At 55.6% G+C, this 20,538-nt stretch carries 17 protein-coding genes and 1 other RNA gene; 12 read left to right on the top strand and 6 right to left on the bottom strand.

Annotation, left to right across the window (positions count from 1 at the left end):
• Positions 1 to 10 precede the first annotated feature (10 nt).
• The 5 genes from tdcA to garL form a co-directional block, all read right to left on the bottom strand.
• Positions 11 to 931, bottom strand: coding sequence for a transcriptional regulator TdcA (gene tdcA, locus ACQG0T_RS20175; RefSeq protein WP_006812085.1), 921 nt, complete (start codon positions 929 to 931; stop codon positions 11 to 13).
• Between the two features lie 672 nt (positions 932 to 1,603).
• An RNA gene (gene rnpB / locus ACQG0T_RS20180) (RNase P RNA component class A) lies at positions 1,604 to 1,980 on the bottom strand.
• A gap of 32 nt (positions 1,981 to 2,012) precedes the next feature.
• Complete coding sequence (gene garK / locus ACQG0T_RS20185) at positions 2,013 to 3,158, bottom strand: glycerate 2-kinase (protein WP_252052027.1); 1,146 nt, start codon at positions 3,156 to 3,158, stop codon at positions 2,013 to 2,015.
• Between the two features lie 56 nt (positions 3,159 to 3,214).
• A complete protein-coding gene (gene garR / locus ACQG0T_RS20190; RefSeq protein WP_252052025.1) occupies positions 3,215 to 4,105 on the bottom strand; it encodes a 2-hydroxy-3-oxopropionate reductase in 891 nt (296 codons plus the stop codon).
• A gap of 21 nt (positions 4,106 to 4,126) precedes the next feature.
• Positions 4,127 to 4,897, bottom strand: a complete 771-nt coding sequence (gene garL / locus ACQG0T_RS20195; RefSeq protein WP_271040467.1) for a 2-dehydro-3-deoxyglucarate aldolase — start codon at positions 4,895 to 4,897, stop codon at positions 4,127 to 4,129.
• Between the two features lie 367 nt (positions 4,898 to 5,264).
• On the opposite strand from garL, the gene garD reads away from it, so the two are divergent.
• The gene (garD, locus tag ACQG0T_RS20200; RefSeq protein ID WP_017382436.1) at positions 5,265 to 6,836 is read left to right on the top strand and encodes a galactarate dehydratase; all 1,572 of its coding nucleotides are present in this window, start codon (positions 5,265 to 5,267) and stop codon (positions 6,834 to 6,836) included.
• A gap of 540 nt (positions 6,837 to 7,376) precedes the next feature.
• Here the strand turns inward: garD and ACQG0T_RS20205 are convergent.
• Positions 7,377 to 8,180 (bottom strand): DeoR family transcriptional regulator, encoded by an 804-nt coding sequence (locus tag ACQG0T_RS20205; protein WP_015571958.1) that lies wholly within the window; start codon positions 8,178 to 8,180, stop codon positions 7,377 to 7,379.
• Positions 8,181 to 8,419: 239 nt separating this feature from the next.
• Between ACQG0T_RS20205 and kbaZ the strand changes: the two genes are divergently transcribed.
• From kbaZ to ACQG0T_RS20260, 11 genes are all read left to right on the top strand, one after another.
• Positions 8,420 to 9,727 carry a tagatose-bisphosphate aldolase subunit KbaZ gene (gene kbaZ, locus ACQG0T_RS20210; RefSeq protein WP_015571959.1) on the top strand — a complete coding sequence of 436 codons (1,308 nt, stop codon included), beginning with the start codon at positions 8,420 to 8,422 and terminating at the stop codon, positions 9,725 to 9,727.
• 19 nt (positions 9,728 to 9,746) lie between these two features.
• A complete protein-coding gene (gene agaV, locus ACQG0T_RS20215) occupies positions 9,747 to 10,220 on the top strand; it encodes a PTS N-acetylgalactosamine transporter subunit IIB (protein ID WP_003861728.1) in 474 nt (157 codons plus the stop codon).
• Between the two features lie 10 nt (positions 10,221 to 10,230).
• Positions 10,231 to 11,010 carry a PTS N-acetylgalactosamine transporter subunit IIC gene (gene agaW, locus ACQG0T_RS20220; protein WP_003861730.1) on the top strand — a complete coding sequence of 260 codons (780 nt, stop codon included), beginning with the start codon at positions 10,231 to 10,233 and terminating at the stop codon, positions 11,008 to 11,010.
• Positions 11,000 to 11,878: a PTS N-acetylgalactosamine transporter subunit IID gene (agaE, locus tag ACQG0T_RS20225; RefSeq protein WP_252052023.1), complete on the top strand. Its 879-nt coding sequence runs from the start codon at positions 11,000 to 11,002 to the stop codon at positions 11,876 to 11,878. Before agaW ends, agaE begins: the two co-directional genes overlap by 11 nt.
• 17 nt (positions 11,879 to 11,895) lie before the next feature.
• Positions 11,896 to 12,330, top strand: coding sequence for a PTS galactosamine/N-acetylgalactosamine transporter subunit IIA (gene agaF / locus ACQG0T_RS20230; protein WP_032104425.1), 435 nt, complete (start codon positions 11,896 to 11,898; stop codon positions 12,328 to 12,330).
• Positions 12,327 to 13,460: an N-acetylglucosamine-6-phosphate deacetylase gene (nagA, locus tag ACQG0T_RS20235; RefSeq protein WP_426723864.1), complete on the top strand. Its 1,134-nt coding sequence runs from the start codon at positions 12,327 to 12,329 to the stop codon at positions 13,458 to 13,460. Before agaF ends, nagA begins: the two co-directional genes overlap by 4 nt.
• Positions 13,461 to 13,706: 246 nt before the next feature.
• Positions 13,707 to 14,852, top strand: coding sequence for an SIS domain-containing protein (locus tag ACQG0T_RS20240; RefSeq protein WP_015571960.1), 1,146 nt, complete (start codon positions 13,707 to 13,709; stop codon positions 14,850 to 14,852).
• A gap of 12 nt (positions 14,853 to 14,864) precedes the next feature.
• Positions 14,865 to 15,737, top strand: coding sequence for a tagatose-bisphosphate aldolase subunit KbaY (kbaY, locus tag ACQG0T_RS20245; protein ID WP_032104419.1), 873 nt, complete (start codon positions 14,865 to 14,867; stop codon positions 15,735 to 15,737).
• A 117-nt stretch (positions 15,738 to 15,854) separates the two neighbouring features.
• Complete coding sequence (gene malX / locus ACQG0T_RS20250) at positions 15,855 to 17,426, top strand: maltose/glucose-specific PTS transporter subunit IIBC (protein ID WP_017382443.1); 1,572 nt, start codon at positions 15,855 to 15,857, stop codon at positions 17,424 to 17,426.
• Between the two features lie 12 nt (positions 17,427 to 17,438).
• Positions 17,439 to 18,611, top strand: a complete 1,173-nt coding sequence (locus ACQG0T_RS20255; RefSeq protein WP_271040468.1) for a MalY/PatB family protein — start codon at positions 17,439 to 17,441, stop codon at positions 18,609 to 18,611.
• Positions 18,612 to 18,627: 16 nt separating this feature from the next.
• Entirely contained in the window at positions 18,628 to 20,517 is a 1,890-nt protein-coding gene (locus tag ACQG0T_RS20260) for an enterotoxin (protein WP_252052019.1), read from the top strand.
• Positions 20,518 to 20,538: the final 21 nt, after the last annotated feature.

Here is a 20,538-nt window from a genome sequence, read left to right on the forward strand (position 1 = left end):
ATCATTATTTCTATCGTCGTTTTTCGATATTCATCGAAGAATATTGTTTTGCCAGTTCAACTAATACTGACGCCGATTTTTTAATACTGTAATTTTTTGACCACACGGCGGCATAACGCGCCACGGGTAATTCATCTTCCACCGGCAGAACAATAAACTGGTCCGAGCCGAATGGCGCAATCATGTCACGGGGGATCACCGTAAGGTAATCGGCATTGAGGACAAGGTTATAGATGGTGACGACGGAATCGGTCTGGACGATGTTTTCAATGCTGATGTGGTTGTCTTGCAGGGTGGTCAGGAGTTCGTTGTAGTAGCCCATATCGGTTTGCGGCATCACCCACTGCTCGTGCGTGAGCGATGCCAGTCTGGTCGGGCCGGTACACGTTCGTGATTTACTCGCCACCAGCACAAACTCGGATTCAAACAGTGGCTCAACGTGAAGATCCTGAAGCTGCATCCCGTCGCTCAGCGTGCCGATGGCGAAATCCAGCCGGCCATCGCGAATGGCGGGCAGGAATGAAGAGAGCTGCGCTTCATACATTGAGACGCGCGCTTTCGGGAACACTTCCTTGAATTTTTTGATCATCCCGGACAGGAAGGTGAAGCCAATCAGCGACGGATAGCCAAAAGAGACGTCCATGACGGTACTGAAACTGAGGCTGTTAATCTCGCTCACCATGTTTTTCATTTCGCGGGTGATCGACTCAGCGTAGGACAGCAGCACCTGACCGGCGGCAGTGAGTTTTACGCCGGTGTTCTTACGCACCATCACTTCCACCCCAAAGTAGGATTCGATGTCGCTGATGATTTTGCTGACGGCAGGTTGCGTCAGCCCCAGTTGTCTTGCAGCAGAACCTATGGAGCCACTTTTGATGACTTCCTGAAATACCACGAGGTGCTGTGTTTTCGGTAGAATAATAGTATTCATAATATTCTGCGCTTATTTCCCTATGACGCAGCGGATTCTACCCAATATTGTTTCAGGGGGTATGTGCTGTTACTCACAATTTGCCAGGACGCTCTGTTTTCAACCGCACCCGAAATCTATTTATGTCTTTATAAATCAAATACTTATTACAATAAAAATACGCATTTACGCTGATATTGATCAATAAAAAACGCGGTAATAAATTTATTTTATGGCAATAACCAGCGTGAATTTTTTTGCCTTAAAAATATTAATAAAGGCTATCTTTCAGGCAATTAAAGGTTAATAAAACACCATTGTTCCTTTAAAACATTTTTGTGGTTTATCAACTTTACCAGGAATATTTATTCACTTTCCGGTTAAAGAGTGGGATATATCACACATTCACCAGAAGAATGTTTTTAGATTCAATATTAAATTATCAAATGAATAACATTCGGCATCACTGACTAAACATTTACAACATCTGCTCAACACTAAAATTTTCTAATTTCATAGCGTTAAATTTTGTGATTACGATCATGCGCAGCAGATGAGAGGAATGCACAGTCAGGCAAATAGTGAAATGTGCTTAGCATCGCAAAATTGAGAATTAATGTCGTTTGGCGCTTCGCTTACCCGGCCTGCAACCTTCTGAAAGCAAAAACCCCGCCGAAGCGGGGTTTCGTAAGAAGTTGAAGCTGACCGATAAGCCGGGTTCTGTCGTGGACAGTCATTCATCTAGGCCAGCAATCGCTCACTGGCTCAAGCAGCCTACCCGGGTTCAATACGGGCCGTACCATGTGAACCCCTATTTGGCCTTGCTCCGGGTGGAGTTTACCGTGCCACGGACTGTTACCAGCCGCGCGGTGCGCTCTTACCGCACCCTTTCACCCTTACCTGATCCCGCTTGCGCGGGCCATCGGCGGTTTGCTCTCTGTTGCACTGGTCGTGGGTTTCCCCCCCAGGCGTTACCTGGCACCCTGCCCTGTGGAGCCCGGACTTTCCTCCCCTCCGCCCGTCTCCCCCGAAAGGGACGACGACGAAGCGGCGACTGTCTGGTCAGCTTCGGCGCGCAGTATAGAGGGTTTGCGCGCCGCTGTCACCCCTGGCTACGCATGCCTACCTGCAATGTGGCCGCGATATTCCGCGAGGCGCGGTAAATGTTGTCATACGCTCCCTGGAACGCCTCTTCCAGTGAGCCGATGCGGGTCAGTACGCTGAACACCGCGTCGATGCCGTACTGATGCACCACACCCACATCCTGCGTCAGACTTCCGGCAATCCCGATCACCGGCTTATGGTATTTTTTGGCGACGCTCGCCACACCGACGGGCACTTTGCCATTAATGCTCTGGCTGTCGATGCGCCCTTCCCCGGTCAGCACCCACGTGCAGTCGTGAATATGTTCTTCAAGATTGAGCGCCTGAGTGACAATCTCGATGCCGCTTTTCAGCTCAGCGCCCAGGAAGGCCATCAGCGCTGCGCCCATGCCGCCCGCGGCGCCAGCCCCCGGAACCCGGTTGACGTCAATGCGCAGCGATTTTTTGATCACCCCGGCGTAGTGGTTAAGATTGGCGTCGAGTTCGAGGATCATCTCCTCCGTGGCGCCTTTTTGCGGGCCAAAGATACGCGACGCGCCGCTTTCACCGACCAGCGGATTCGTCACGTCACAGGCGACGCGGATTGCGCATCCCTGAAGACGCGGATCGAGATCGGAAATATCAATCCGGTTAAGCGCCATCAGGCTGCCGCCGCCGTAGCCGATCTCCGTCCCGTTCGCATCCGTAAACTTCGCGCCCAGCGCCTGCATCATACCCGCGCCCCCATCGTTGGTTGCGCTCCCGCCGATACCGATAATGATGTTGCGCGCGCCTTTATCCAGCGCGCTGAGGATCAGCTCCCCCGTCCCGCGCGACGTCGTGACCAGCGGGTTACGCTGCGCGGGAGGAACAAGCACCAGGCCGCTGGCGGCGGCCATCTCGATAAACGCGGTGGTACCGTCGCCCGAGATCCCCCAACTGGCCTTCACCTTTTCCCCTAACGGGCCGGTGACGACAGCCTGCTGCCAGGTGCCCTGCGTCGCAGCGATCATCGCTTCAACCGTACCTTCTCCGCCGTCAGCAACGGGAACAGACACGTAATGAGCGTCGGGGAAAATTTCCCGAAATCCTTTTTCTATCGCCTGCGCCACCTCGGTGGCAGACAGGCTTTCTTTATAAGAGTCTGGCGCGATTACGATTTTCATAGTTGTATGCCTGAGCCGTAGGCCCGGTAAGCGTAACGCCACCGGGCAGGACGTCATTAGCGAGCAATTTCAACCTTCGCCAGTTTTTCGTAATAGCACGCTAACGCGCTGTGATCGGCGGTACCCAGACCGTCCGCACGCAGCGCCTGCATCATCTCCATGACGGCGGCAGTCAGCGGCAGTTGCGCGCCCACGCCGTGGGAGGTATCCAGCGCATTCGCCAGATCCTTAATGTGCAGATCGATGCGGAAGCCCGGCCTGAAGTTACGATCCATCACCATCGGCGCCTTGGCATCCAGCACGGTGCTGCCCGCCAGACCACCGCGAATGGCCTGATAGACCAGATCCGGATTAACGCCCGCTTTGGTGGCCAGCGTCAGCGCTTCGGACATGGCCGCGATGTTCAACGCCACAATCACCTGGTTTGCCAGCTTGGTGACGTTGCCTGCGCCAATTTCACCGGTGTGCACCACGGAGCCAGCCATGGCTTTCATCAGGTCGTAGTATTTGTCGAACACAGCTTTATCGCCCCCCACCATCACCGACAGGGTGCCGTCGATGGCTTTCGGTTCGCCGCCGCTGACCGGCGCATCCAGCATTTCCACGCCTTTCACTTTCAGCGCCTCGCTGATTTCGCGGCTTGCCAGCGGTGCGATAGAACTCATGTCGATCACCACCAGACCCGGCTTCGCGCCGTCGATAATGCCGTTCTCACCCAGCGCCACCTCTTTCACGTGCGGGGAGTTTGGCAGCATGGTGATAATCACATCGCACTGCTCAGCAATCGCTTTTGCGGTTGTCGCCGTTTCTGCGCCAGCCGCAATCACCTCTGCCACCGCGTCTGAATTATGATCTAAAACCACCAGTGAGTAACCTGCTTTGATGAGGTTTTTGCTCATTGGTTTGCCCATGATACCCAGGCCAATAAAACCCACTTTCAGCGTCATAATCTGTTTCCTCAATGATGGTTATTTTTTAAAAGCGTCCGCTAATTTCTGCGTGGCGGCGCGGAATACGCCGAGATCGCTGCCGACGGCGACAAACGTTGCGCCCCACTCCAGGTAGCGGCGGGCATCGGCTTCCACTGGCGCCAGAATGCCGCACGGTTTACCGTGCGCTTTGGCACAGGCAAAAATGTGCTGAATTGCGCGCTGCACGTCCGGATGGCTGGCGTTGCCCAGATGACCAAAGGCGGCCGCCAGATCGCTCGGGCCGACGAAAATGCCGTCTACCCCCTCCGTCGCGGCAATAGCGTCGACGTTATCGACCCCCTGCTGGCTCTCGATCTGAACCAGAATGGTGATGTTCTTGTTGGACTGAGCGAAATAGTCCGGCACGGTGCCAAACATGTTGGCGCGGTGCGAGACGGACACGCCGCGGATCCCTTCCGGTGGATAGCGGGTCGCCGCCACGGCCAGCACCGCTTCTTCTTCCGTTTCAACAAACGGGATCAGGAAGTTGTAGAAGCCGATATCCAGCAGACGCTTGATGATCACCGGCTCGTTGGTGGGCACACGCACCACCGGCGCGCTGTGGCTGCCTTTCAGCGCCATCAGCTGCGGAATAAACGTGTTGATATCGTTTGGCGCATGTTCGCCGTCCAGCACCAGCCAGTCGAACCCGGCCAGGCCCAGCACTTCGGTGCTGATGGGGTTGGCCAGCGCAGACCAGCAGCCAATCTGAATCTGGTGCGCCGCGAGGGCAGCTTTAAATTTATTCGGGAAGATGTCGTTACTCATTACTTATACCTTTTTTAATTCCGCAGTTTTAGCCAGTAGCTTTTCTTATTTATTCCGACTCAGCGTCAGCGTTATATTTATTTTCCTGACTGAATTTTGGCGTTATAAAATCGTCATTCAGTATAATCGTCACCACCCGGCAGCACATTGTCTCAATGCTCAATTATCCAACGGGAGTGGCACGCTATTTTGAGCATATGCCCAACACAGTGGGCGCTGATGCACAGAATCAACGATTAGTGGTTCGGGAGCGATCGCGATCACATTCTCACCTTTCCTCTCCTGGCATTCTTTATTTCCTCAATAAGAAACAATTAACCATCTGGCTATATTTAGTATCAGATATTTTGCTGGAGAAGAGTGAACAATGGCCGATATTGAAATTCGACAGGCGTCGCCGACGGCGTTCTATATAAAAGTGCACGATACCGATAACGTGGCGATTATTGTCAACGACAATGGCTTAAAAGCTGGCACCCGCTTTCCGGATGGCCTGGAGCTGATTGAGCACATTCCGCAGGGGCATAAAGTCGCACTGGTCGATATCCCGGCGCAGGGCGAAATCGTGCGCTACGGCGAAGTCATCGGCTATGCGGTGCGCGCTATCCCGCAGGGTAGCTGGATTGAGGAGTCGCTGGTTGAGCTGCCCACCGCCCCGCCGCTGGAGTCGTTGCCGCTGGCTACCCGCGTCCCTGAGCCGTTGCCTCCGCTGGAGGGTTATACCTTCGAGGGTTACCGCAACGCGGATGGCAGCGTGGGAACCAAAAACCTGCTTGGCATCACCACCAGCGTGCATTGCGTGGCGGGCGTAGTGGATTATGTGGTGAAAATTATTGAGCGCGATCTGTTGCCGAAATACCCCAACGTTGACGGCGTGGTGGGTCTTAACCACCTGTACGGCTGCGGCGTGGCGATCAACGCGCCCGCAGCGGTCGTGCCGATCCGCACGATTCACAATATCGCCCTTAACCCAAACTTTGGCGGTGAGGTCATGGTGATTGGTCTCGGCTGTGAAAAATTGCAGCCAGAACGCCTGTTGCAGGGTACGGAAGATGTGAAAGCCATTCCGGTTGACGATGCCAGTGTTGTGCGACTTCAGGATGAACACCATGTCGGCTTCAGATCGATGGTCGACGACATTTTACAGGTGGCAGAGCGCCATCTGGAGAAGCTGAACAAACGCCAGCGTGAAACCTGCCCGGCCTCTGAACTGGTCGTTGGGACACAGTGTGGCGGCAGCGATGCGTTTTCCGGCGTCACCGCCAACCCGGCAGTCGGTTATGCCTCCGATCTGTTCGTGCGCTGCGGCGCCACGGTGATGTTCTCCGAAGTCACCGAAGTACGTGATGCTATCCACCTGCTCACGCCGCGCGCCGTCAACGAAGAGGTGGGCAAACGCCTGCTGGAGGAGATGGCCTGGTACGATAACTATCTCGACATGGGCAAAACCGACCGCAGCGCCAACCCGTCTCCGGGTAACAAGAAAGGCGGTCTGGCCAACGTGGTGGAAAAGGCCCTCGGGTCGATTGCCAAATCCGGCCAGAGCGCGATTGTGGAAGTGCTCTCCCCTGGCCAGCGACCAACCAAACGCGGTCTGATCTACGCGGCAACGCCTGCCAGTGATTTCGTGTGCGGTACCCAGCAGGTAGCATCCGGCATTACGGTACAGGTCTTTACCACCGGGCGCGGCACGCCGTACGGCCTGATGGCGGTACCGGTGATCAAAATGGCGACCCGCACCGAGCTGGCAAACCGCTGGTATGACTTAATGGATATCAACGCGGGCACCATCGCCACCGGGGAAGAGAGTATTGAAGAGGTGGGCTGGAAGCTGTTCCACTTCATTCTGGATGTGGCAAGCGGGCGGAAGAAAACCTTCTCCGATCAATGGGGATTGCATAACTCGCTGGCGGTGTTTAACCCGGCGCCGGTGACCTGATGGCCCCTCACCCTGCCCTCTCCCCACCGGGGAGAGGGTAAAAAACCGCACCGGGCAGTCCCCTCCCCCCTATGGGGCTGAGGGTTCCCCACAAAATAATGCCTGCACAGACGGCCCCCTCTCCCTTGAGGGAGAGGGCTGGGGTGAGGGGGAACATACGGCTCTGGTGGTCATTCCGTTCACTTTATGTTCCTTGCTACTCTGTCACGACATGACCGGTGAACGTGCCAGGGTGGCTCAGTCGCCACCACCCTGGCGACCCGGGCTTCCAGCGGTAAATCGCCGCTTCGCGGTGCCTTCGGCTTATTCCTTCCGGCTTATCGGGGACGGGCGGAGGTAACATCCCTGTAAAGCCCGCCCTCTCGGCGCATCCCTGCGCCTCGCCCCGGCCTACAGGAAACGCCTCAGCGATTTACAGCCGGACCGAGGCATCGCTGAAAGCCCTCAGTTATTCTGAGGCAACGTTATCGCTTTTGCTTTCAAATTACTGGGGGACCCTCTCCCTATGGGGAGAGGGTTAGGGAGAGGGGAAAAGCCTCTTTAGACCAGCACCACATCGATCCCGCTTTTGCGTAATCCTTCAAGGCTTTCCGCCGGAATGCCTTCATCAACGATAATCATGTCGATCCGCTGGGTATCAATAATTTTATGCAGGCTTGAACGATTAAACTTGCTGGAGTCCGTGACAACGATAATACGCTCCGCCACCTCGCACATTTTGCGGTTCAGACGGGCTTCATCCTCGTTGTGCGTACTCACCCCCCGGTCGAGATCGATGGCATCGACGCCCAGGAAAAGCAGGTCAAAATGGTAATTCTGTAAGGACTGCTCCGCCTGGTCGCCGTAGAAGGACTGCGACTGACGGCGCAAGTGCCCGCCGGTCATCAGCAGCTCCACGCCCTCCGCTTCCAGCAGCGCGTTTGCCACGTTCATCCCGTTGGTCATGGCAATGACATCGGTGTGCTGGCGCAGCATGCGGGCAATTTCAAAGGTTGTGGTGCCGGAGTCCAGAATAATGCGGTGACCCGGCTTCACCAGTTCAGCCGCCGCCTGCGCGATGCTGCGCTTCACTGCCGTATTAAGGGAACTTTTGTCCTCAACGGACGGCTCCACGCCGGGGGCATTGCCTTCGCAAATCAGCGCGCCGCCGTAAGCGCGAACGGCAATCCCCTGCTTTTCCAGAAAGGCCAGATCGTTACGGATCGTTACCGTCGACACGCCGTATAAAAGAGAAAGATCGTTAACCTGCACGCTTCCCTGCGCCCGCAACCGCTGAATGATCTGCTCTCGCCTTTCACTGGTGCCGGTGATGCGCTTCTCTGCGGATGAATCGGTGCTGCTCATACGAGCTCCTTAGTAAATACACTTTCGTTTCATTTCGTTTTGCTTATTAACGCCTTTCTTTTGAGGGAATGCAAGCCCTGTATGGTGGGCAGACGCAAGCTTTACCGCCGCTGAAACCTTTCATTATGTTTCTTTTGTGAAACAGATCGGAAAACTATTATCTTTCGTTTTATTTTTACCTCACCATAATGCAGTATCAAATGAAACAAAACGAAAGATAAATACCAACACCATCCGAAATGGAGAGGAAAGTGAAACATCTGACAGAAATGGTGGAACAACATAAACGGGGGAATACAAACGGGATTTATGCCGTCTGTTCCGCACATCCACTGGTACTTGAAGCTGCACTACGTTACGCCCATTCACAACAGACGCCCCTGCTGATAGAAGCCACCTCAAACCAGGTGGATCAGTTTGGCGGTTATACCGGTATGACGCCCGCCGATTTTTATGGGTTTGTCTGCAAGCTGGCGGGATCTCTTGGTTTCCCCACCTCGCAGCTGATCCTTGGCGGCGATCATTTAGGTCCAAACCGCTGGCAAAACCTGCCGGCTTCGCAGGCGATGGCGAACGCCGACGATCTGATCAGAAGCTACGTGGCGGCCGGATTTAAAAAAATTCACCTCGATTGCAGCATGTCCTGCGAAGACGACCCGGTTCCGTTAACCGATGCAATCGTTGCCGGGCGTGCCGCTCGGCTGGCTAAAATTGCCGAAACCACCTGTCTCGAGCAATTTGGCGTAGCCGATCTGGTCTACGTTATCGGCACGGAAGTTCCGGTTCCAGGTGGGGCACACGAGACGCTGACCGAGCTTGAGGTCACCACGCCAGAGGCGGCACGCGCCACGCTTGAGGCACACCGCCACGCATTCGAGAAGGAAGGGTTAAGCGACATCTGGCCGCGCATTATTGGCCTGGTGGTTCAGCCTGGCGTTGAGTTCGACCATACGCACGTTTGTGACTATCAACCGCATAAAGCCGTCGCGCTGAGCGAGATGGTTGAAGCCTACGACACACTTGTATTTGAAGCACACTCTACCGATTACCAGACGCCGCAGGCGCTGCGCCAGTTGGTGAAAGATCACTTCGCCATTCTGAAAGTCGGCCCTGCGCTAACCTTCGCGCTGCGCGAAGCGCTGTTCTCACTGGCAGCAATTGAAGAAGAGCTGCTGCCAGCAAAAGCCTGCTCAGGGCTGCGTCACGTCCTGGAAAACGTGATGCTCGATCGCCCGGAATACTGGCAAAGCCACTATCACGGCGACGGCAATGCCCGTCGCCTGGCGCGCGGTTACAGCTATTCCGACCGCGTGCGCTATTACTGGCCAGACAGCCAGATTGACGACGCCTTTGAGCGGCTGGTACGCAACCTGGCGGATGAACCGATCCCGCTGCCGCTGATCAGCCAGTATCTGCCGTTGCAGTACAGCAAAGTTCGCGATGGCGCTCTCAGGTCCACACCACGGGAACTCATCCTCGACCACATTCAGGACATACTCCAGCAGTACCATGCCGCCTGCGAAGGCGTAACGACTCAACACGCATAATTAAAAAGAGGAAAACGCTATGCCAAACATTGTCTTATGCCGCATTGATGAACGCCTGATCCACGGTCAGGTGGGCGTACAGTGGGTGGGGTTTGCGGGGGCGAACCTGGTGCTGGTGGCAAATGACGAGGTTGCAGACGATCCGGTTCAGCAAAACCTGATGGAGATGGTGCTGGCGGAAGGCATCGCCGTGCGTTTCTGGTCCCTGCAAAAAGTGATCGACAACATTCATCGCGCCGCCGACCGGCAGAAAATTCTGCTGGTCTGTAAAACACCGGCTGATTTTTTAACGCTGGTCGAGGGCGGCGTGCCCATCACCCGTATTAACGTCGGAAATATGCATTACGCCAGTGGCAAACAGCAAATTGCCAAAACGGTATCTGTAGACGCGAACGATATCGCCGCGTTTAACGGCCTGAAGGCGGCCGGAGTGGAATGCTTCGTTCAGGGCGTTCCAACAGAGACTGCTTTGGATCTCTTTAAACTGCTCTGAGGGATTCACAATGGAAATCAGTCTGTTGCAGGCTTTCGCGCTGGGGCTTCTCGCCTTTATAGCGGGCCTGGATATGTTTAACGGCTTAACACACATGCACCGTCCGGTGGTACTCGGGCCACTGGTTGGCCTGATTCTGGGCGATTTGCACACCGGAATTCTGACCGGCGGTACGTTAGAACTGGTCTGGATGGGACTCGCGCCGCTGGCGGGCGCGCAGCCGCCAAACGTGATTATCGGCACCATCGTTGGCACCACATTTGCCATTACTACAGGCGTGAAGCCGGATGTCGCCGTTGGGGTCGCCGTGCCGTTTGCCGTGGCGGTTCAGATGGGGATCACTTTCCTCTTCTCGGTGATGTCCGGCGTGATGTCCCGCTGCGATCGCATGGCGGCTAACGCAGACACCCGTGGTATTGAACGGGTCAACTATCTGGCACTGCTGGCGCTCGGCGTCTTCTACTTCCTGTGCGCGTTTCTGCCCATCTACTTCGGGGCTGAACATGCGAAAACCGCCATTGACGTGCTGCCGGAACGTCTGATCGACGGTCTCGGCGTCGCGGGCGGCATCATGCCAGCGATCGGCTTCGCCGTGCTGCTGAAGATCATGATGAAAAACGTTTACATCCCTTACTTCATTATCGGCTTTGTCGCCGCGGCCTGGCTGAAACTCCCGGTGCTGGCGATTGCCGCGGCTGCGCTGGCGATGGCGCTGATCGACCTGCTGCGCAAATCGCCTGAACCCACGGCGCCTGCGGCCCAGAAAGAGGAATTTGAAGATGGCATCTAATCACACCACCCTGCCGGGCGTGTCTGAAAGTGAAGAGACACTGCTGACCGGCGTGAATGAAAACGTCTACGAAGACCAGAGTATTGGCGCTGAGCTAACGAAAAAGGATATTAACCGTGTCGCCTGGCGTTCCATGCTGCTACAGGCCTCGTTTAACTACGAGCGTATGCAGGCCTCCGGCTGGCTGTATGGGCTACTGCCCGCGCTGAAAAAGATCCACACCAATAAGCGGGACCTGGCGCGCGCCATGAAAGGCCATATGGGCTTCTTCAACACCCACCCGTTCCTGGTGACCTTCGTCATCGGCATTATTCTGGCAATGGAGCGTTCCAAGCAGGATGTGAACAGCATCCAGAGCACTAAAATTGCCGTCGGCGCACCGCTCGGTGGCATTGGTGACGCCATGTTCTGGCTGACCCTGCTGCCCATCTGCGGGGGGATTGGCGCCAGCCTGGCGCTACAGGGATCCATTCTTGGCGCGGTGGTCTTTATCGTGCTGTTTAACGTGGTGCATCTCGGCCTGCGTTTTGGTCTGGCGCACTATGCCTATCGAATGGGTGTCGCCGCGATCCCGCTGATCAAGGCCAACACCAAAAAGGTTGGTCATGCTGCGTCCATTGTCGGGATGACAGTGATTGGTGCGCTGGTGGCAACCTATGTGCGCCTGAATACCACACTCGAGATTAAAGCCGGGGATGCGGTCGTCAAACTGCAAACCGATGTGATCGACAAACTGATGCCCGCCTTTCTGCCGCTGGTCTACACCCTGACCATGTTCTGGCTGGTACGCTGTGGCTGGAGCCCGCTGCGCCTGATTGGTATCACCGTGGTGCTGGGCGTTGTCGGTAAATTCTGTCACTTCCTGTAAAAAGCAAAGAGGTTGCGATGTTAGGCATTATTTTGACGGGTCACGGCGGTTTTGCCAGCGGGCTGGAACAGGCGATGAAGCAAATCCTCGGCGAACAGCCGCAGTTTATCGCCATCGATTTTCCGGAAAGCTCCACCACTGCGCGGCTGACCGGGCAGCTTGAGCAGGCAGTGAATGAACTGGATGCAGAGCACGATATTGTGTTTCTCACCGATCTTCTCGGCGGTACGCCGTTTCGTGTGGCCTCTACCCTCGCGATGCAGCGCCCCGGCAGCGAAGTGATCACTGGCACCAATCTCCAGCTTTTGCTGGAGATGGTTCTGGAGCGCGACGGATTAAGCAGTGAAGCCTTTCGTTTGCAGGCGCTGGAGTGCGGCCATCGCGGCCTGACCAGCCTTGTGGATGAACTTGCACGCTGTCGCGAGGAAGCGCCCGCCGAGGAAGGGATATGAGCCAGCTGCTGCGCGCGCGTCGTCTGCTTACCGGGCAGGGCTGGCTGGATGACCATCAGCTGCGTATGGATAGAGGCGTCATCACCGCCATCGAGCCGATTCCGGCAGGGGTTAATACCCGCGAGGCAGACCTGCTTTGCCCGGCATACATTGATATCCACGTCCATGGCGGCGCGGGTGTGGATGTAATGGATGATGCGCCCGACGTGCTGGACCGGTTAGCCATGCACAAGGCGCGTGAAGGCGTGGGGGCGTTTCTGCCTACCACCGTCACCGCTCCGCTGGAGGCGATCCATGGCGCGTTACGGCGCATTGCCCGACGCTGTCATGCCGGTGGCCCCGGCGCGCAGATCCTGGGCAGCTATCTGGAAGGCCCGTACTTTACGCCGCAGAACAAAGGGGCGCACCCGCCAGAACTGTTTCGCGAACTGGATCTCACGGAACTTGATGAGCTGATTGCGGTTTCGCAGAACACGCTGCGGGTGGTGGCGCTTGCTCCGGAAAAAGTGGACGCCCTGAAGGCGATCCATCACCTCAAGCAAAAAGGGATACGCGTCATGCTGGGCCACAGCGCCGCTACATACGCGCAAACCCTCGCCGCATTTGATGCAGGCGCAGCCGGGCTGGTGCACTGCTACAACGGCATGACGGGGTTACACCACCGGGAGCCGGGCATGGTTGGCGCCGGGCTTACGGACCCACGCGCGTGGCTGGAGCTTATTGCCGACGGGCATCACGTTCATCCTGGAGCCATGCGGCTGTGTTGTTGCTGCGCGAAGGATCGTACGGTGCTGATTACCGATGCCATGCAGGCAGCGGGTATGCCTGATGGACGCTATACGTTGTGTGGTGAAAATGTCGGAATGCAGGGCGGCGTTGTCCGCACGGCCTCAGGCGGGCTGGCGGGCAGCACGCTCGCGCTGGATGCCGCCGTGCGAAATATGGTGGAGCATGCGGGGGTCGCCCCAGAAAACGCTATCCATATGGCCTCGCTGCATCCTGCCCGTCTGCTCGGGATGGATCACCTGCTGGGAACGTTAGCGCCAGGCAAACGCGCCAATGTTCTTGCGCTGGATGCGGGTTTACATCTCCGGCAGATCTGGATCCAGGGTCAGGCTCTTTCCCTGTAGCCCCTTCACAGTGTGCCCTGTTGGCCTTACGGAAGACGATCGTAAGGCCTTTCTTTTCCTTTCCTTGATTTTCGCCTTTCCTTTCGCGATCACACTTTTCGTTTTATTTCTTTTTCGCCATTGAACTTTCGATTTCTTTTCTATAAATTTTCCTTAACTGCTAAAGTGAACAAGTGAAACGAAACGAAAGATAGCGACACATTTGCCAGCGTCTGATGTGGAATTCACACGACTAAGGACTGAGTTATGCCACAAACCACTATCGCCACCACCGGCACCTGGACCGAAAAAGAGATCCGCCAGCAGCCAGCCAGCTGGCTTCGCTCGCTCAACAATATTGATAATCTGCGCGCGTCGATCGACAGTTTTCTGACGCCACTGTTGCGCAAGCCCGATCTGCGGATCGTTCTGACCGGCGCGGGTACGTCTGCTTTTATCGGCGACATCATTGCGCCATGGCTTGCCAGCCACACGGGGAAAAACATCACCGCGATACCTACGACCGATCTGGTCACCAACCCGATGGATTATTTCAGCCCTTCGCACCCGCTGCTGCTGGTCTCTTTCGCCCGTTCTGGCAATAGCCCGGAGAGCGTCGCCGCCGTTGAGCTGGCGAATCAGTTTGTACCGGAGTGCTACCACCTGTCGATCACCTGTAATGAAGCAGGCAGCCTGTACCAGAATGCCGTCGACAGCGATAACGCCTGCGCTCTGCTCATGCCAGCCGAAACGCACGATCGCGGGTTCGCGATGACAAGCAGCATCACCACCATGATGGCGAGCTGCCTGGCGGTATTCGCACCGGAAACGATCAACAGCAAAACGTTCCGCGACGTGTCCGATCGCTGTCAGGCGATCCTCACATCGCTTGGCGATTTCAGTCCCGGCGTCTTTGGTAACGAACCGTGGAAACGCATTGTTTATCTGGGCAGCGGTGGATTACAGGGCGCCGCACGGGAGTCTGCGCTGAAGGTGCTGGAGCTGACCGCCGGCAAGCTGGCGGCATTCTACGATTCGCCAACGGGTTTCCGTCACGGGCCTAAGTCGCTGGTAGACAACGAAACGCTGGTCGTCGTGTTTGTCTCCAGCCATCCGTATACGCGTCAGTACGATCGGGATCTGCTCGCCGAGCTGCGACGCGATCGTCAGGCTATGCGCGTGGTAGCCATTGCAGCCGAAACGGATCCGGTCATTGAAGCTGGCCCGCATATCCTGCTGCCGCCTTCCCGTTCATTTAACGATATGGAGCAGGCGTTCTGCTTCCTGATGTACGCCCAGGTCTTCGCACTGACCCAGTCTCTGCACGTTGGCAATACGCCGGATACGCCATCCGCCAGCGGTACGGTTAACCGTGTGGTCCAGGGCGTCGTTATTCATCCGTGGCAGGCTTAAGAGGACAGGCTCATGAGTATTATTTCTACCAAATATCTTTTGCAGGACGCACAGGCGAAGGGCTATGCCGTTCCGGCCTTTAACATCCATAACGCCGAGACGATCCAGGCGATCCTCGAAGTCTGTAGCGAAATGCGATCGCCGGTGATCCTCGCGGGTACGCCGGGGACGTTTAAACATATTGCGCTGGAAGAGATCTACGCCTTGTGCAGCGCATATTCCCTTACTTATGACATGCCGCTGGCGCTACACCTCGATCACCACGAATCGCTGGACGACATTCGCCGCAAAGTCCATGCCGGCGTACGTAGCGCAATGATCGACGGTAGCCATTACCCCTTCGAACAAAACGTCAAGCTGGTGAAATCGGTCGTCGATTTCTGCCACCTCAACGACTGTAGCGTCGAGGCCGAACTGGGCCGACTGGGCGGAGTGGAAGATGACATGAGCGTCGACGCCGAAAGCGCGTTCCTGACCGACCCGCAGGAAGCAAAACGCTTTGTCGAAATGACAGGCGTGGACAGCCTCGCCGTTGCCATCGGTACCGCGCACGGTCTTTATACCAAACGCCCAAAAATCGACTTCCAGCGGCTGGCCGAGATCCGCGAGGTAGTGACAGTGCCGCTGGTGCTGCACGGTGCGAGTGATGTGCCGGATGAGGATGTGCGCCGCACCATTGAGCTGGGCGTCTGCAAAGTTAACGTCGCAACAGAGCTGAAAATCGCCTTCTCTGACGCAGTCAAAGCCTGGTTTGCCGAGAACCCACAGGGCAACGATCCGCGCTTCTACATGCGCGTCGGCATGGATGCCATGAAAGAGGTGGTCAGAAGCAAAATCACCGTTTGCGGCTCGGCGAACCGGCTGCTGCTTGCGGCTGAAGCCTGAACCCATCGCGCATAACGTTAGTACCTAAAAAAATAACTATAAGCCTCGCAAATATGAAGGCGCGTCCTTAAGCCGGACAGCGCCTTCCATTATCCTAAAAATCCGAGGAGTCCCTACATGACACAGGAAAAGTCGTTTAAATCGAAAGCGTGGGAGTTTTTCCAGAGCCTGGGAAAGACGTTTATGTTCCCGGTCTCACTGTTGGCCTTTATGGGGTTGTTGTTAGGTATCGGTAGTTCTGTCACCAGCCCTTCCACCATCAAAAGTTTTCCCTTTCTGGGCGGCGAGTTAACGCAGCTCACCTTTGGTTTTATCGCCATGGTCGGCGGCTTTGCTTTTACCTATCTGCCGCTGATGTTTGCCATGGCGATCCCGATGGGCCTTGCCAGACGTAATAAAGCGGTGGGCGCTTTTGCCGGATTCGTTGGCTACATGCTGATGAACATGAGCATCAACTACTACCTGACCGCCACCCACCAGCTTGCGGATGCCGCCACCATGAGACAGGTGGGACAATCCATTGTGCTTGGCATTCAAACGCTGGAGATGGGCGTGCTCGGCGGCATTGTGGTAGGGGTGATCACCTACTTCCTGCACGAACGTTTCCAGGACACGGTGCTGCACGACGCGTTTGCCTTCTTTAGCGGCATTCGTTTTGTGCCCATCATTACCGCCCTCACCCTGTCGCTGGTCGGCTTGTTTATCCCCCTGCTGTGGGAATATGTGGCAATGGGCATTGCTGGGATTGGTCATATCATCCAGAGCACCAGCGTCTTTGGGCCGTTCCTGTATGGCGTGGGCGTACTGCTGCTCAAACCTTTTGGCCTGCACCACATCCTGCTGGCGATGGTGCGCTTCACCCCGGCGGGCGGCATTGAGATGGTTAACGGCCAGGAAGTGGCCGGTGCGCTGAACATTTTCTACGCCGAGCTGAAAGCTGGCCTGCCCTTTAGCCCGCACGTTACGGCATTTTTATCGCAAGGGTTTATGCCGACATTTATCTTCGGCCTGCCTGCCGTGGCTTACGCTATCTACCGCACCGCGCGCCCGGAAAACCGTCCGGTGATTAAAGGGCTGCTGCTTTCAGGCGTGCTGGTTTCAGTTGTCACGGGTATTTCAGAGCCGATTGAGTTCCTGTTCCTGTTTATTGCCCCTGTGCTTTACGCGTTTCATATCGTTATGTCTGGCCTGGCGCTGATGGTGATGGCGCTGCTCGGCGTCACCATCGGCAACACCGACGGCGGCATTCTGGATCTGCTGATCTTCGGCGTCATGCAGGGGATGTCGACCAAATGGTATCTGCTGTTCCCGGTGGGTATTGCCTGGTTTGCTATCTACTTCTTCGTCTTCCGCTGGTACATCCTCAGGCACGATATTAAAACGCCGGGCCGTGAGGTTGACGCGCAGGGTGCGCTCCAGGCGGTGGAAGCCAATACCCGGGCACGTGGAAAATCGAAATACGATCATGGGCTTATTCTTCGCGCGCTTGGCGGTAAAGAGAATATTGAGTCGCTCGACAACTGCATTACCCGCTTACGTCTGGTGGTAAAAGATATGGGGCTTATCGACCAGCAGGCGCTGAAGGCCGCGGGCGCCTTGTCAGTAGTGGTGCTTGATGCCCACAGCGTTCAGGTGATCATCGGTCCGCAGGTGCAGAGCGTCAAATCCGGCATTGAAGCCTTAATTTAACAGGGGGTCGTTGTGTTTGATTTCGACAGAATCATTGAGCGTAAAAGCGATAAATGCCGTAAATGGGATCATACGTATGTTTGCTCGCGTTTCGGTGATGTCCCGGAGGGATTTATCCCGCTGTGGATAGCAGACATGGATTTCACCTCGCCACCCGCTGTGATTGAAGGCTTCCAGCGCATCGTGGAGCATGGCACCTTCGGTTACACCTGGTGCTTCGACGAATTCTACGATGCGGTCATCGCCTTCCAGCGTAGCCGTCATCAGGTTGAGGTGCATAAGTCATGGATCACCCTGACCTACGGCACCGTTTCCACGCTGCACTATACGGTTCAGGCGTTCTGCAAACCCGGCGACTGCGTGATGATGAACACCCCGGTGTATGACCCGTTTGCGATGGCGACACAGCGACAGGGAGTGCAAGTACTTGCTAACCCGCTAAGTGTGGAAAATAACCGTTATCAACTTGATTTTAATCGGGTGGAAGAGCAGCTACGAACACACCGCCCCACCCTGTGGTTCTTCTGCTCGCCGCATAACCCCTCGGGCCGAATCTGGCGCGCGGATGAGATACGTCAGGTGTCCGATCTCTGTAAGCGCTACGGCACGATTCTGGTGGTTGATGAGGTTCACGCCGAGCACATTCTGGACGGTACATTCGTCAGTTGTCTGACTTCGGGCTGTGCCGCCCAGGACAACCTGATTGTGCTGACCTCCCCCAATAAAGCCTTCAACCTTGGCGGGCTAAAAACATCCTACTCAATGATTCCAGACGATTCGCTGCGCCAGCGTTTCCGCCAGCAGCTGGAGAAGAACTCCATTACCTCGCCCAATATCTTCGGCGTGTGGGGAATTATTCTGGCTTATCAGCAAGGTCTGCCATGGCTCGACGCGCTGAATGGTTATCTGCGCGGCAATGCCCGCTACCTTGGGGATGCCATCCAGACCCATTTCCCTGCATGGAAGATGATGAACCCGGAGTCGTCGTATCTCGCCTGGATAGACGTCAGTGCGGACGATCGCAGTGCGACGGCGCTAACTCAACATTTCGCAAAACAGGCTGGCGTGGTCATTGAAGATGGCAGCCACTACGTACAAAACGGCGAAAACTACCTGCGTATTAACTTCGGCACCCAGCGCTACTGGCTGGAACAGTCCATCAACCGAATGCTGAAGCATTACTGATAAGGATCTTACCCCGATGAAAAAAATGCTCACTCTCTCGCTGCTGACTCTCTGTGTTTCTCATGGCGCGGCGGCAGCAAACTACGCGCTCAGTAACGACAATATTGCCCTTTCGTTTGATGATGCAAACGCAACGGTAGTGGTAACGGACAGCAAAGCTAACCATCCGATCACGCCCCAGGAGTTGTTCTTTCTGACGCTACCGGATGAAACAAAAATCCACACCGCTGATTTCAAAATCAAGCACGTCGAAAAGCAGGACAATGCGATAGTCATCGACTTTACGAATCCGGATTTTATCGTAACGGTGAAACTGAACCTGGTGAAGGGAAAATACGCCAGCATTGGCTACACCATCGCCGCCGTCGGGCAGCCGCGGGACGTAGCGAAAATTACCTTCTTCCCGACGAAGAAGCAGTCTCAGGCACCTTACGTTGACGGGGCGATTAACAGCTCGCCAATCGTGGCCGACTCGTTCTTCATCCTGCCAGACAAACCGATTGTGAATACTTACGCTTATGAAGCCACCACGAACCTCAACGTGGAGCTGAAAACGCCAATTCTGCCTGAGACACCGGTTAGTTTTACCACCTGGTTCGGCACTTTCCCGGAAACTAATCAGCTGCGCCGCAGCGTAAACCAGTTTATCGATGCCGTGCGTCCGCGGCCTTATAAGCCTTACCTGCACTACAACAGCTGGATGGACATCGGCTTCTTTACCCCTTACTCCGAGCAGGATGTCATTGGGCGGATGGACGAATGGAATAAAGAATTTATTGCCGGACGCGGGGTGGCGCTGGACGCGTTCCTGCTGGACGATGGCTGGGACGATCGCACCGGACGCTGGCTGTTTGGCCCGGCATTCAGCAACGGTTTTGGCAAAGTCAGGGAAAAAGCCGACAGCCTGCATAGCTCGGTTGGGCTGTGGCTTTCTCCGTGGGGCGGATACAACAAGCCGCGCGATATTCGCGTCTCGCATGCAAAAGAGTATGGTTTCGAAACCGTAGACGGCAAGCTGGCGCTGTCGGGGCCGAACTATTTTAAAAACTTTAACGATCAGATCATCAAGCTGATCAAAAACGAGCATATTACCTCGTTCAAGCTCGACGGAATGGGTAACGCCAATTCGCATATCAAGGGCAGCCCATTTGCATCGGATTTTGACGCGTCCATTGCCCTGCTGCACAACATGCGCAGCGCAAATCCGAACCTGTTTATCAACCTGACCACCGGCACCGACGCCAGCCCGTCCTGGCTGTTCTATGCTGATTCAATCTGGCGTCAGGGCGATGATATCAACCTATACGGCCCCGGCACGCCAGTGCAGCAGTGGATGACCTACCGCGATGCCGAAACCTGGCGATCCATCGTGCGTAAAGGTCCGCTGTTCCCGCTTAACTCACTGATGTACCACGGGATCGTCAGCGCAGAGAACGCTTACTATGGACTCGAGAAAGTGCAAACAGACAGCGATTTTGCCGATCAGGTCTGGAGCTACTTTGCAACCGGAACTCAGCTTCAGGAGCTGTACATTACGCCGTCCATGCTGAATAAGGCGAAGTGGGATACCCTGGCGCAGGCGGCGAAATGGTCGCGTGAGAATGCCAGCGTGCTGGTGGATACTCACTGGATTGGCGGTGACCCAACTTCGCTTGAGGTTTACGGCTGGGCCTCATGGAGTAAAGACAAAGCGATTTTTGGCTTACGAAACCCGTCGGATAAACCGCAACGTTACTTCCTGGATTTAACCAAAGATTTTGAGATCCCGGCAGGAGAGCGTTCCCAGTTTACCCTGAAAGCCGTGTACGGCAGTAATTCGACCGTACCAGAGGAGTATAAAAACGCTGTGGTGATTACGCTGCAACCGCTGGAAACGCTGGTGTTTGAGGCGATGCCGGAGAAATAGTGAGGCTTTGACACGGTGTAG

Origin of the sequence: Enterobacter cloacae complex sp. 302F9 (assembly GCF_050030335.1) — a bacterium.
Taxonomy (GTDB): domain Bacteria; phylum Pseudomonadota; class Gammaproteobacteria; order Enterobacterales; family Enterobacteriaceae; genus Enterobacter; species Enterobacter hormaechei_C.